Genomic DNA, 14742 nt, shown 5'->3' on the forward strand with positions numbered 1-14742 from the left:
GGCGGCGTCATGCGGATTGGTTTTCATTTTTCCACTCCCGACCGTGAGTCTGTGCAGGTGCCCGATTTGCATTTAGCGCCTGCGCTTTTGGGGCATCCATGACCAGCTGACCTTCTTTGAGCACCACCACGCGCTCGACCAGCTCCAGAACCGGAACGCGATGTGTGGCGACAATCAGTGTGCGGTTGCCCAGCCACTGGTTTAACCGTTGTATAAATTCCCGTTCGGTGTGTTCATCCAGCGAGGCACTGGGTTCGTCGAGCAGTACGATATTGGGCGATCGCAGTAACATTCTGGCGAGCAGAATCGACTGTCGCTGCCCGCCGGAAAGCCCATTACCGCCTTCCATAATGGGGTGTGCCAGCCCTTTGGCGAGTTGTTTGACGAATGCAGATGCGCCACTGACCTCCAGCGCTTCGAATATCTGCGTGTCGCTGGTATGCGGTGCGCCGAGTGTCAGATTCTCGCGTAACGTACCGAAAAAAAGCCGCGCGTTCTGGCTGAGAAAGCCGATATTGCGGCGTAAATCAGCCATATCGATTTGCGCCAGACTCAGGTTATCGAGCCGGACATCACCCTGAATAATCTCTACGCCGCCCGCCATAGCCTGTAGCAGGGTTGATTTACCCGCGCCGTTACGCCCGAGAATCGCAATCCGCTCTCCGGGCATCACTTCCAGGCGCGAGATGCGTAACGGTACGCGCTGGTCGTCACTGTGGTAGCGGAAGTGTGCATTTTCAAACAGATAGTGGCCGCGGAAGATGTCCTGGTGTACCCGGTCTTCATCGTGCTGCGTCTCGGTGGGAAGTTGCATAATGCTGTCCAGCCCCATTTTGGCTGCTTTGACCTGCTGCCAGCGAGCCAGTACACCACACAGGTTAGCCATCGGGGCGATCATCCGTGATCCGAGCATCGAGGCGGCCACCACGGCCCCGGTGGTCATCGAGCCTTCAATCACCATGGGCGCACCGAACATAATGATGGCGGCGTAAACCAGGCTCTGCACTGACATCCCCCAGCCGATCAGCCCCTGGGTAAGTTTGCGTGTGCGTAGTCCGGACTCGCCAGTAATGCGGATATAGCTGTTCCATTGCTGTAAAAAGCGGTTCTCCGCCTGCATTAGCTTGATGTCTTCCAGCCCCTGAACGCTCTCGACCAGCACCGCGTTGCGCAGAGTGGATTCATGTGCGGCCTGGTTAGCAAGCACCGCCAGCTTTTTCTGTAATAACAGCCCCGGCAGAATCATCAGAATGGCTGCGACGGGGGCTATCCACGCCAGCGGTGGTGCAATGCACGCCAGTACGACAATAAACAGCAGGAAAAACGGCAGGTCGACGATGGTCGACATGGTTGAGGAGGTGATCATCTCCCGGATCTGCTCCAGCTCGCGGAGTTGGGAAATAAAACTCCCTGTTGAACGGGGAACCGCGCTATTGCGCAACCGCAGGGCATGGCTGAACACGCGATCGGAAATACGCATATCTGCACGTTTACCGAGTAGATCCATAATGTGGGTACGTGCTTCGCGAAGCAAAAAGCCAAACAATACCGCGACCAGGACGCCGGTCGAGAGAACATAGAGAGTCGGATACGACTGGGCGGGGATCACCCGGTCGTAAACCTGCATTGAAAAGATTATCCCGGAGAGTGACAGGACATTAATCAGAAATGCAGCAATCATGACGGGCAGGTAAGGGCGGATATCTTGTAAAACCAGCTCGCGTATCCAGTCGGGTTTAAAGCGCGAAATATAGCGATCAACCCGACTGTCTTTTAACGCCGATAACGGGCGCAGTGCGGTGATAGTATGGATTTCTGGCAGAAGCTCAGCCACCGCCAGCCGGTTGCGCTGTCCCTCGTCGGCAATAATAAAGACATCCAGTGCATCTTCACCGTTGAAATGTTCTATCACCATGATTTGGCCGTCGTGCAGTTCCGCTACCACCGGCAAACGCCACTGGCTAAGTACCTGCTTTGCGGTATCCAGCATATGAAAGGAGAGTCCCGCCTGGCGCGCTAATTGCGTCAAAGCAAGGGTTCTGCTTTTCCCCTCGAACCATGGGGCGTTGGCCTGGATAGCGCCTGGCGAGCAAGTGAGGCGATAGTGGCTGGCAATGTGGGTAACTGCCTGCGCCCACTGGCTCAGGGCGGGTTCGCCAATAGCATCTTCAACAACGGGCTCGACGTCGCTCATAGCTGGATCTCCACCGATTGAATGCTGCGGTTATTTAAAGCGAACGCCTGGCGCAACGATCCGGTGTTGTAGAGGCAGTTCAGTTGTAGCTGGCGAAGCTGGCTTTGGGTCTGGAGTTCGGCAAAACGGGCCTGGTATACTTCCTGTTCGGCATTAAGAACATCGAGTAATGGGCGTGAGCCGAGATCCAGATACTGCTGTTGATACAGTTCACGAGTGCGTTCGCTCAGCCGCTGCTGGCGGCGCAGGATCTGCAATGCAGTCGCGAGGCTCATTGCCTGGCTGCGGGATTCCAGTAATTTTTGCCGTACTTCAAGTCGGGTGCGCTGAATAGAGTACTGTGCGGACTCTACCGCGTGGCTGGCGGCGTTGCGCCGGGCGGTGAGACCGCCGCCCTGATACAGCGGCATTTCGACTTTTACCCACGCAGAGTACTGCGTTTTGTCGAGCACCTCATGGCTGGGGTATTTGTCGTTGAGATAGTGCTGAACAGATGGCTCCAGGGAAATGGTTGGCGTCATCTGTGCGTTGGCGTAATCCAGATTGGCCTGTGCAACGTTCGCCTGTGCCCAGGCCGCCAGCACGGCAGGAACCAACTTATCCTCCGGTTTTACCACATCGCAACTGCTGTCCAGTTTTACCGGAAACTCATTGCTGATGCCGTTCAGTGAGCGCCAGCCGAGATAGCTCATCAATGTCGCTTTGCTACTGTCGAGATTGGCCTGATATTGCGCCAGCTGTGAACGAGCAGACTCAATACGCGCGTCGGTTTGTACCACGTCGGACAGCGAGGTCGCCCCTTCATCATTACGTTCTCTGGTCAGTCGACCAATACCGTTTAGCGCGACCAGTTGCTCTTCGGCGGCATCCGCCATCTGTTGCCATGTCTGAACCTGGACGATGGCATTGGCGGTGGCGTGGGCGACAGTATCGATGCTGAGTAACACGTTTGCCTGTTGTTGCGCCGAACCGGCGGTTTCGGCGCGCACCTGGCTGGCGACTTTACCGAAGTCATACAGCATTTGTGACACCGAAATGACCAGTGCAGGGCTGAAGCCATGGTCGGTGTAGGTATTGCTGTAGCCGTTGTTCATTCCGGCTGTAACTTGCGGATAATATTTCGCTTTCGCCACGTCTATCTGCTCATTTTGCGAGAGCAGTTTGCCAATGGATTCACGAATAGAAGGATGCCAGCTCACGGCGCGGCTCACCGCGTCGTTAAGCGTCAGGCTTCCGGGAGCGGCAACGCTTAGCGGTAGATCGGCCACAGAGCCATCCAGAGAGGGAAGCATCTGACTGGTTGCCAGCCCTTCCGGCGTAATAATTTGCGGTTCATCTTCGGCATTCGCACGAACGGAACAGAACGTTAATGCCAGCAGTACAGCGACAGGGGCGACATTTCTCATAGTTTATCCCTTGCAAAATAGGGCAGTGACGACTGTTATTGCCCCGAACGTCATGGCATCCGGGGCTGTTGTTATCTCGTTATAGCGGTATGACGTTCGTTTCAGGTCACAATGTGATTTTGTTGGATCAGCTCATCGAGCGTGGTGTGTACGTTCTCCAGCGTTACGAGGTTAGTGGTGTGGTACGTGCTGCCTGTACCGTCGCGATCGATGGAAACGATGGTGTTGTTACCGCTGGCGGTCACCGTGAGATAATTGCCGAGCGTGGCATTTTGTCCGTTCCAGCCTACCAGCAGGTCGCCGATGTCGATTTTGTCGCCCTGCGCCAGCGAGAAGTTGGTCCAGGTGTCTGCTGTTCCGTTACCGCCCGTTGCATCGCTGGCATTAAGCAGGTGATAAATCAGCGTATCGCCGTAGACCGAGCCGATGATCACGTCATGCTGCGCGGTACTCGCCATCTGTGGGTTCATATTGATGGTCAGCGTCGCGGTGTCCGTATGCCCGTTTTGGTCGTTAAGCGTATAGGTAAAGGTCTCTTTGCTGGTCATCGACGCCACGGTTGTACCCGGCTTCAGCGTATAGATGTATGAGCCATCCAGATTCATGGTCAGTGAGCCATAATGACCCTGAATTGTTGTGCTACTGATGCTGCTGGTCGGATTGAGTGTGGCGGTACTGCCGTTAAAGCCGGTGATAGTGAGCTGGGTATGGACGGTTGAGAGCTGATCGTGCGCGCCAGCGGCATCACTGCCATCAAAAATATTGCCATTCACCGTCGTGGTGTTAACGTCCCAGGTATTGAGGTGCCATGTCGTGCCCGTGACGTTCGGCGTAATGCTGACGTTGCCAACGGCCAGTCCCCCCATCGTTCCTGTGAAGCTGATGCTGTAATGACCCGCGGCCAGCTCGGCATTACCCAGCGAGACGGAAATTGAACTGCCTAACAGGCTGATGGCACTGGCGGGTACAGAGCCTGAAAGCGAGAATCCGTCAGGACCGGTTATGGTCCAGGTGACGCCCAGCGTACCGACGGTGATAAGGGTGCCGATGCTGAAGTTGAGCATGGCGCCTTTCAGTACGTCATTTGTCGCGATATCAAACGAACCTGTACCGGTTGCTTTGCTCCCCAGCGTTGGAATTGTCGCTGTGCCCAGCGCACCGCTTCCGTATGCCGCAGAGTCCTGAACGGTGCTCACCGCCATCGTGCCGCTGACGTCATTTACTGCGTCCAGCGCCTGCGGGGTCGCCGTAATGTTCAGCGAGGCGCTACCTGTATCGCCATTGGGGGCTTTGACCGTATAGACGAAACTGTCCGGTGTGCTGATGCTATCTGCACCCAGTCCACTTTTCAGGGTATAGGTATAGTTCCCCTTCGCATCGATAGTCAGCGTGCCGTATTGTCCGTTAATACTGGTGGTGCCCGTCCCGTTAATCGCCACGCCATTCACTTCGGTGATGACGCTGTTTATCGGAGCCGAGTCATTGACCAGAATATTACCGTTGGTTACCGCGCTGAGACTGTCCACCGCGTAGGTATGATCCGCCTGAATATTCAGGGTATAGCTGGTCAGCAGCGTCAGGCCGCCGGAAGCGTTAAGCAGGAACAGATAATCGCCGCCCGGTAGGGTAATGGTATACGCCGAAGAGCTGCCGCCCAGCAGCGCCGTAACCCAGTTTGGCTGCACCCGATATTGTTCATACTGCTGAATAGCCTCGTTGAAGCGGTAGACATACAGATCAAAGCCGCCAAGCGTCACACCGAGGACATTCGCCTGCACGGTCAGCGTGCGGGTTGCGCCGTCATCAACGTTGAATTTGATTGGGTTGGTCAACCCGTTGACCAGGCTGACGTCGAGGACATCACCCAGGCCGACATTTGCCAGTGTGAAGCCAGTTTGTTTTGACGTGCCGTGGTCGACCGCGATCACCTGGGTTCCGTAGGTCAGTGACGCCACATCATCTGCTGCCGTTACCGTGCTGGTGGTTGGGGCCAGGCCCAACGTCACCACCAGTTTTGCCGAGGAGTGATCGCTGCCATGTGTCAGTGTGTAGGTGAAGCTTTCGGAGCGCCCATACACTGAGATTGACGTATTGGTCAGGGTATAGGTGTAGCTACCATTCTGATTGATATGCAGGATGCCGTATTTTCCCTGAACATCAATACCGCCCGCCGGGATGTTCACGACGTTGCCGTTACCGTCGGTGATGGAGGTGACCAGCGTGCCGGAAGGGGCGTTATCCTGCCCGTTAGTGGGATCGGTATCGGTGATGATGTTACCGGATTCTGTGGTCCCCCCGGTGATGGTTCCGCCGTTGGTTTTCACCACCGCAACGTCCAGACTGGTGTATGCGCCGGTCGCCAGCAGGTTAGTGTTGAAGCTGACCACGCGATAATCCCCGCCTGTCAGCCCATCATAATTGAGCGTCACTCCAGAGGCTCCGATGGTCAGCAAACTGGCGAAATTGGGTTTCGAAGTATCGACCACGGTTATCCAGGTGTTGAGCACGGTGTCATAGCGCTGGATAACAATCTCCATTGAGCTTAATAGTGACAGCACAATGCCGGTCGCCGCAGCGTTAATGGTGATGGAGCCACTACCGCCAGACTGGATGCTGAAATTAACACTTGCCGTGTCGTTACCCAGCACGTTGGCGACGCTACCCAGTGCGTTCACCAGCAGGAAACCGTAATCGCTTTGATGCTCAGTGCTGACTATCACGTCAGTCTGTAGCGGCAAACGGGTGACATTATCTTCAGCCAGCAGGGGGAGTACCGGCGCGATGACGCTGGCAGGCGATGACGTGTTGCCCGCCGCGTCGGTTGCCGTTGCAGATAACGACTGACCTTCAATCTGGCGTACAGGCAAGGTGGCACTGTAGACCCCACTACTGTTGGCGACCGCTGTCACGCTGGCGCCACCGGGCAGGGATATCGTAACCGTACTGCCGGCTTCGGCAATGCCGCTCACTGTTCCGCCATCGGCGCTAATCAGAATCGTAGGGGGGGGCGGTGGCGTGGTATCCACAATGACGCTGAACGAGCCAGACAAAACGCTCGAGCCGTTGGCATTTGTGGCGTTGGCGGTAAACGCGTGGTTGCCTTCACTCAGGGCGCTGCCTGGCGTAAAACTCCAGATCCCATTCCCGTCTGCGGTTGTGCTACCCATCAACGTGCCGTTGTTATACAGGTTGATAACGGCGTTTGCCTGCGCAGTTCCGCTCAGTGTTGGGCGGGTATCATTGGTGGTTTTCCCGGCGGTGACCAGGCCCGTGATAGTGCCGACATCATCGAATACGCTGGAGATCACCGGCGCGGGAGGAACACCGGTAAACGGGGCCAGCACGTTGCCGGCGGTGCCGATATTGCCAGCGGCATCCTGTGCGCTGACCTGCAGCGTTTGCCCACTAATTTGCGGTGGATTCAGGGTAAAGGTGAAGTTACCGGAAGCATTTGCTGTTGTGGTGCCGAGTACCGTTCCGCTACCGGAGGTGATAATGACCGTACTGTTCGCTTCGGCCACACCGGTTAACGCCGTACCATTGGCGTTGACCGCCAGCCCGGTTGGAACAGCAGGGGCGATGGTATCGACCACAATGGCTGCTGCAGACGAAAATCCACTGGTATTCCCCGCTGCATCTGTCGCCGTGATGGTAAACGAATGAACCCCTTGAGCCAGATCAGTGGACGGCGTGTAATTCCAGTTGCCGGTGCTGTCAGCCGTTACGCTGGTGACAAAACTGCCATTATCATAAATATCGACTCGCGCGTTGGCCTCTGCGGAGCCGTTCAGGGTTGGGCGCGCGTCATTGGTGGGCTGATTGCTGCCAATCGCACCGGTGTTGGGGCCAACATCATCAATAATGCTACTTATTGAAGGCTGTGCCGGAGCCGCGGTGTCCACCACCACGGTAAAACCTGGTGTTGCGCCGCTGGTATTGCCTGCCGCATCGGTAGCGGTCACGGTGAAGGTATGGGACCCGGTCGCGAGCGGCGTGGTCGGGGTAAATGTCCAGCTATTATTGCTTTGCACCAGCGCAGTACCAAGCAGAGTGTTCCCGTCATAGATACTGACAGTGCTACCGGCTTCGGCGGTGCCGTTGAGCGTTGGGCGGGCATCGTTGGTTAGCTGCCCGTTGTTCAGCGCTGCATTGAAAACACCGCCTGCGATGTCATCTATGACCGAGATCAGTTGTGGGATTGGCGGTGGGGTCGTATCGACATTAATAATAAATCCGCTTGAGGTGGCACCGATATTGCCGGCGGCGTCTGTGGCGATAGCAGTGAATGTATGTTGGCCGTTGCTCAGTATGGGGGGCAGATATTCCCACGTCCCATCGATTGTGGCGGTTACCGTCCCCAGCAGCGTGCCGTTATCGTAAATCGCGACCCGGGCATTCGCTTCCGTTGAGCCACTGAGCAGCGGACGGGTGTCATTGGTCCAGGCCCCGCTGGACAGCGTCCCGGTGCCGGGCTGTACATCATCGACGGCCTGGATAATGGTGGGGGCAAGCGGAGCAACGGTATCCACAATGATGTTAAATGTGGCGGATGATTGACTGACGTTTCCGGCTGCGTCCGTGGCGGTCACCGTGAGCGCATGGTTACCATTGCCAAGTACAGCTGTTGGCGTGAAGATCCAGGCTCCATTGGCGTCAACCGGGGCGGTACCGAGATAGGTGCCATTGTCATAAATTTTGATCGTGGAATTGGCTTCTGCCGTACCACTGAGCGTGGGTTGCGCATCATTTGTGGCCTGGCCGTTGTTCAGATTACCTGTCAGCGGGCCGACATCATCTGCGACCTGAGAAATGACGGGTATACCCGGCGATGCGGTATCAACGATGAGCCCGAAGCCGTTCGACGCAAGGCTGGTGTTACCTGCACTGTCGGTCGCGGTGACGGTCAATGTATGCGGTCCGTTGCTCAGTGCATCCGTTGGGGTAAAGTTCCAGATACCTCCCGCACCCACGGTAGTGGTGCCAATGGGTTGACCATCGCTCAGAACGGTAATGGTCGCCCCCACTTCGCCCGTGCCGCTCAGCGCCGGACGTGTTTCGTTTGTCGTCTGCCCATTGGTTATCGCGCCTGTTGTGGGGGCCGTATTGTCCAGCACCGTGCTAATAATAGGGGGCTGCGGGGCGATGGAATCCAGTTCGAGGGTAAAGGACGAAGATACCCCTCCCATATTGCCCGCCTGATCGGTGGCAACGGCGGTAAAGATATGTTGCCCCTGAGTCAGCGGGGTATCTGGCGTGAAGCTCCAGTTGCCGGACTCATCAACCTGGGTTGTACCAATATCAACGCCTTTATCGCGGATGGTGATAGATGCGCCGATCTCTCCTTTGCCGTTCAGCGTGGGTTGTGCATCGTTAGTCAATTGTCCGTTAGTCAGCGATGTGTTGCCGGGTTGATCGTCAATCACCGAGGTAATGCCCGGTGCCGCGGGCGGCAGCGTATCAACGACCAGAACGAAAGGTGGGCTTGCCGGGCTGATATTGCCAGCACCATCCGTGACGGTTGCGGTTAACGAATGATTGCCTTCACTGAGAGCTGGAGCCGGTGTAAAGCTCCAGTTACCGTTTTCATCGCTGGTGGTTGTGCCAATTACCGCGCCATTATCGCGAATGGTAACTACTGAATCGGCCTCGGTAACGCCAGTAAGCGTTGGGGTGTTGTCGTTGGTTAGCTGTCCGGATGTAAGGGACTGCGGGGTACCGACGTCGTCCGTGACCGTCACAATAGAGGGCGCGCTTGGGATTAACGTATCGACAATAATCCGGAAGCTGTTGGAGGGATCGCCCTGGTTGCCAGCAGCATCTGTTGCGCGGGCGGTAAAGATATGTTCGCCTTCTCCCAACCCATCTGTCGGGGTATAGCTCCAGTATCCGCTGCCACTCACGGTGGTTGTGCCAATCGCGATACCTTTATCGTAAAGGGTGATCGTCGCGCCCGCTTCGCCAGTTCCATTGAGGGTCGGGCGTGAATCGTTGGTAATTTGTCCGGTATCTAACGATCCTGTACCCGGTAACACGTCGTCAATTACGCTGGTGATCGCAGGGGCTTGTGGGGCGGCAGTATCGATAGTGATGGCGTAATTGGGCGACATGCCACTGTCTATACTCGCAACAGTTTGCGATACGGTGAAATTGTAAGTCGTGCCGTTTGTCAGCGGAGTGGATAATGGATAGTGCCATGCGCCGGAAACGGCATCGGCGGTGACCGTACCGATTTCATTCCCATCCTGATAAATTTTGACTGTTGCGCCTGCCGTGGCGGTTCCTTGTAACAACGGCAAGGTGTCATTGGTGGTTTTACCGTTGCCAATCAGCCCTGTAACGGGCGAGACATCATCAATGATTTCGAGAGTTGGCGGATGCGGAATGCTGGACGTGGCCGCGTTAAATGGCGTAGGGTTGCTGCTATTGCCCGCCTGATCCTGGGCGATTGCGTTCAGATTCTGCCCCGTAGTTTGTGCGGGTGAGATCGTGACGGTGTAGGCACCTGTAACGCTATTCGCAATGCCCTGCCCCAGTACCGTGGTACCACTTCTGATGATGACGGTGCTGCCCGGCTCGGCTGTCCCGCTCACCAGCGTGCCGTTCGGGTCAACATTGGTGACGATTGGCTCGGCGGGAGGCTGCGTATCGAGTATCAACATTACAGGGTTCCCTGCCGCCAGGGAATTACCCGCGTTATCCCTGGCGCCGAACGTCAGCGTGTGCGGGCCATTGCCCGTCAGCGTAATCTCAATACTCCAGCTACCATTCGCTGCAACGAGGGTTTCGGCAATGGGATTACCACCATCGAAAATGACTACCGTACTGCCCGGCGCACCGGTCCCGCTGATTGTTGGTGTGGTGTCATCTGTGACGCTATTGTTGGTCAATGAACCGATAATGGCACCCGCGTCATCTGCAATATCCGTAACCTGCGGTAGGGTCAGCACGGTGCTGCTAACCGTAAACGAGACGCTGTTTGATGGGGTACTGGCGTTCCCTGCCGCATCGGTTGCAATGGCCGTTAGCGTATAACTTCCGTTTGCCAGCGCCGTCCCAGGAGTAATACTCCAGGTGGTGCCAACCACCGTTGTGGTACCGATAATCGTACTGCCGTTGTACAGCGTGATCGTGTCGCCGTCAGTGCCGGTTCCGCGAATTGTTGGCGTCGTATCATCTGTTATTGCGCCAGGCGCAAGATCGCCCTGGAAACCACCGACATTATCATTGACCGCAAGAATAACAGGGGGAGCAGAGGGCGTTGTATCGATCTCCAGAAGGATGGCATTTGATGGCGGGCTGACGTTGCCGGCAGGGTCCGTTGCAGTAATGGTAATCTGATAGCTGTCTGGATTGATGGGGTCGTCAGGCGTAAAGCTCCACTTACCATCTGCGCCCACCGTCGCGGTGCCCAACGGCGCGGGATTATTACCAAGGTAGATGGAAATAAGGTCGCCGACACTCCCCGTGCCGCTGAACGTTGGCGTGGTGTCGTTAGTCATGCCGTTGGTCACGACCCCGGTTATCGGATTGACGTCGTCCGTTATGGTGGGCGGGAGCGGTTGCGTTGGCGGCAGATTATCCACCGTCAGCGTGAAGCCCGCCGATGGGATCCCTGTGTTGCCCGCATCGTCGGTCGCCGTGGCGGTGAATTTATGCGGCCCATCGTCAAGTGAGGTCGGGGTAAATGTCCAGGTGCCGTTTGGCTGTACGGTAGTGGTGCCGGCGAGGCCGCCATTATCATAAATCGTAATTGTCGCACCCGGTTCACCTGTTCCGGACAGTTTAGGGTTGTCGCTTTTGGTGCTGCCGCCATTGCTCAGTACTTTAGTTTCCAGGCCAATAAGCCCTTCCGCTGAGGTGATGCTCGGGGCCGCGGGTGGCGTTGTATCGACAGTCAGCATGAAACTTCCGGCGGTACTGGCGTTACCCGCCGCATCTGTCGCGATAGCTGACAATGTGTGCGAGCCTTCACTAAGTGGCTGGGTGACCGGGAAACTCCAGGTTCCTCCGGCCACAACGGTGGTCGTTCCAATCGGTGTGGCACCATCGTAGATAGTGATGGTGGAGCCAACTTCACCCGTCCCCTTCAGTAACGGCAGGTTATCGTTTGAGCGGCTACCAGAAGGCAAGTCAACGGGGGCATTTCCGATGTCATCGGCGGCGGCTGAAATGGCTGGTACCCCTGGAGGCTGGGTGTCAACGGTAATGGTGACTGCGACGGGGGAGGTGACGACGTTACCCGCGGCATCCGTTGCGGATACGGTAAAACGATGGTCGCGATCGGCAAGTTGCTTGTTGTCCGGGACGGTATAGCTCCAGGTACCTGACTTGTCGATGAGCATCACCGTCATCAGCAAACCGTTATCATACAAGTTCACCAGCGAGCCTGGCTCGCCGGTCCCGGAGAGGGTCGGCGTGTTGTCGTTGGTTACCCCGTTGTTATTCGCGATGTTACCGGTGATAGTTCCGACATCATCGTTAATCAGAGTAATGACCGGGACGGCCGGCGCGACGCTATCGACAATGATTTTCCAGCTGGCGGCGCTACTGGTGTTGTTGGCGGCATCGGTTGCCGTAACCGTAAACACGTGTGCGCCCTGACTCAGCGCGGTGGTCGGCGTGTAGTCCCAGTTACCATTGATATCGGCGGTAACGGTGGTTAGCAGGGTGCCATTATCATAAATTTTTACCTGCGAGCCCGCTTCGGCAGTGCCCTTAATTTCCGGTTTATCGTCGTTTGTCAGCGTGTTGTTATCAATTTTTCCGATGACGTCGGGAACATCGTCTAAGACGGCAATAATAATCGGTTGGTCTGGCGCGGTAATATCCGGAGCCTGCGCTGTCCGTTGCGGTCACTTTTACCGTTTCACCATTGATTTGTGACGGGGTGAGCGACACGGCAAAGTGACCGCCGCTGTCTGCCTGACCCACGCCAATCGTATTCCCGTTGCTGTCTTTTACGGTGATAGTGCTGCCGATTTCAGCATGTCCACTGACTGAACCACCATCCCCGGCGACAATCACCCCTGTAGGCGCATCCGGTGCGGTGCTGTCTGGCGCGGTGACTGCGGTGTTACCACTGGTATTGCCTGCTGCATCCGTTGCGTTGGCGACAAGGTGTTCGCCGTTAGTTTGTGGCGGAACCAGTGTGGCGGTGAAATCTCCGTCAGCATCAGCGGTGGTTGTGCCAATGATAGTGCCACCAGGATTGAGAATATGTACGGTACTGTTGGGCTCTGCCGTGCCGGAAACCTGATCGCCCGCGTTATTGATTGTCAGGTTTGTGGGCGGTAGCGGGGCGGTGATATCGGGAGCGATCGCCGTTTCAGGCAAACTCGGGTTTCCTGCGGGATCGGTAGCGATAGCGGTGATGGTTTCGCCATTGGTTTGTGGTGGGTTTATGGTGATAGTAAACGAGCCATCTGGCCCGGTAACACCACTGCCGATTACATGATTGTTATTGTCGGTTATCGTCACGGTACTGCCGGGTTCAGCCGTACCAGTGACGACAGCGCCATCGGCAGATACGGTCAGATCGTCTGGCGACAACGGCGGCTGAGTATCGATATTGATATTGAATGCCGTCGACATTCCCCCCGTACCCAGGTGGTTAGTTGCCGTAACGGTGAAGGCATATAAGCCGTCCCGCAAGTTTGTGCTGGAGGTCCAGTTCCAACTACCGTTGCTGTCGGCGTTGACGCTGTCGACATATGCCCCGTTATTGTAAATTTTAACCGTACTGTTAGCGTCAGCTGTCCCGGAAAGCGTTGGGGTCGCATCATTAGTGGACTGATTGTTGGTCAATGGCCCAACGGAGGGCGCGACATCATCCATAACGCTGACAATCACGGGTACGCCGGGATAACCGGAATTTGAGGCACTGAATGAGGTATCTGGCCCGATATTGCCGGCTTCATCCTGAATCTTTGCTGTCAGCGTTTCACTGTGTGTTTGCGAGGGCGATATGCCAATAGTGAAGGTGCCGCCTGAACCGACGATTGCTGAGCCCAGAACCTGATTGTTACTGCCAATGATGGTGACAGTGCTTCCGGGCTCTGCACTCCCCGTCACCGTGGTGCCTTCCTGATTCACTGAAGAAATTACTGCGGCGGTAGGTGGGGTGATATCGACGGTAATGACCCAACTGTCCGACATTGCGCTGCTGCCTGCAGTGTTTGATGCGCTGACCGTAAACTGGTGAGTACCTTCTGCAAGCGGGGAAGATGGCGTAAACGTCCAGTTCCCGTTGGCATCGATAGTGACCTGACCTATTTCGGTACCGTTATCGAAGATATGTAAGGTTGCGTTCGCGGGGCCAGTGCCCTGAAGTTCTGGCGTATTATCATTAGTAGCCGTCTGTTGATTGACAAGACCAGTAATGGGAGCCTGATTGTCAGTGACGCTGGTAATAATCGGTACGCCTGGCATCGTGGGCGTTGTCGTGGGTGGCGAGCCGCCATCACCATTTCCTTCGTTGCCATTTCCGTCACCAGCACCATTTCCTTCATTGCCATTGCCATTACCAGCATTATTACCATTTTCGCCACTACTGCTACCACCACCACCGCCACCGGCGGCGAGGCCGATTCCCCCCGCCACGGCAACGCCGCCAAGAACCCAGGGCCAGACTGCGCCGCCTTCATGACTGCCTTCGCTCGCCATCAATGGGGTGAGATCGTCCAGATGCTGATAGTGGAATGCGCCATCCGTATCCTGAACCCACCATAGCGCACCGTTGCTATCTTCAAGTACGAGCTGGCTTTGTTCATCACCTTTGCCAACGTAAAAGTTTTTAATTGTGATGGTTTCACCGGAACGTAGTGTGACAATCAGATCCTGATTTACGCGGGTAAGCTGGCTGATTTCTTCACGAGAAACAGACAGCTTCACGATGGAAGGTGAATTGAGCGTGATTTCAGAAGCTTCAATATTTGTGGAAACACCAGTCAATTTTGATACAACGGCGAGTAGACGCATATATTCACTCCTGATGGCAGGCCGAGAGTATTAATCCACAATAGCGTGTTGGGACAATGAGCTGACAGGTGCCCGTTCATCATATAGATGAGCTTGCACGTGTAGTTTCATTGATTAGGTCACGCAGGTATCAATTTGTTTATCGAATACGTCAGGGCCCCTGGG

Annotated in this window: 4 protein-coding genes and 1 pseudogene; all 5 read right to left on the reverse strand. The window is 55.9% G+C overall.

The genetic code is table 11. The features are described 5' to 3' along the window. Positions 1–7: 7 nt before the first annotated feature. The 5 genes and pseudogenes from RYZ59_RS07360 to RYZ59_RS24720 all read right to left on the reverse strand — a co-directional run bounded on the left by RYZ59_RS07360 (position 8) and on the right by RYZ59_RS24720 (position 14577). A complete protein-coding gene (locus RYZ59_RS07360) occupies positions 8–2194 on the reverse strand; it encodes a type I secretion system permease/ATPase (RefSeq protein WP_318045852.1) in 2187 nt (728 codons plus the stop codon). Next, a complete protein-coding gene (locus RYZ59_RS07365) occupies positions 2191–3600 on the reverse strand; it encodes a TolC family outer membrane protein (protein ID WP_318045853.1) in 1410 nt (469 codons plus the stop codon). The genes RYZ59_RS07360 and RYZ59_RS07365 overlap by 4 nt, the downstream gene beginning before the upstream one ends. A 101-nt stretch (positions 3601–3701) precedes the next feature. Beyond that, positions 3702–11807, reverse strand: a complete 8106-nt coding sequence (locus RYZ59_RS07370) for a BapA/Bap/LapF family large adhesin (RefSeq protein WP_411961644.1) — start codon at positions 11805–11807, stop codon at positions 3702–3704. 45 nt (positions 11808–11852) lie between these two features. Beyond that, positions 11853–12425, reverse strand: a pseudogene (locus RYZ59_RS24715) (Ig-like domain-containing protein); the annotation flags it as partial. Then, positions 12355–14577, reverse strand: a complete 2223-nt coding sequence (locus tag RYZ59_RS24720; RefSeq protein WP_411961643.1) for an Ig-like domain-containing protein — start codon at positions 14575–14577, stop codon at positions 12355–12357. The gene RYZ59_RS24720 and the pseudogene RYZ59_RS24715, both read right to left, overlap by 71 nt. Between the last annotated feature and the right edge of the window lie 165 nt (positions 14578–14742).

This window comes from Citrobacter sp. HN-141 (assembly GCF_033341895.1).
GTDB lineage: Bacteria > Pseudomonadota > Gammaproteobacteria > Enterobacterales > Enterobacteriaceae > Citrobacter.

What these genes read in the sequence shown, in the direction of transcription:
- RYZ59_RS07360 (WP_318045852.1), bottom strand. Translation starts at nt 2,194, where the DNA reads ATGAGCGACGTCGAGCCCGTTGTTGAAGATGCTATTGGCGAACCCGCC.
- RYZ59_RS07365 (WP_318045853.1), bottom strand. Translation starts at nt 3,600, where the DNA reads ATGAGAAATGTCGCCCCTGTCGCTGTACTGCTGGCATTAACGTTCTGT.
- RYZ59_RS24720 (WP_411961643.1), bottom strand. Translation starts at nt 14,577, where the DNA reads ATGCGTCTACTCGCCGTTGTATCAAAATTGACTGGTGTTTCCACAAAT.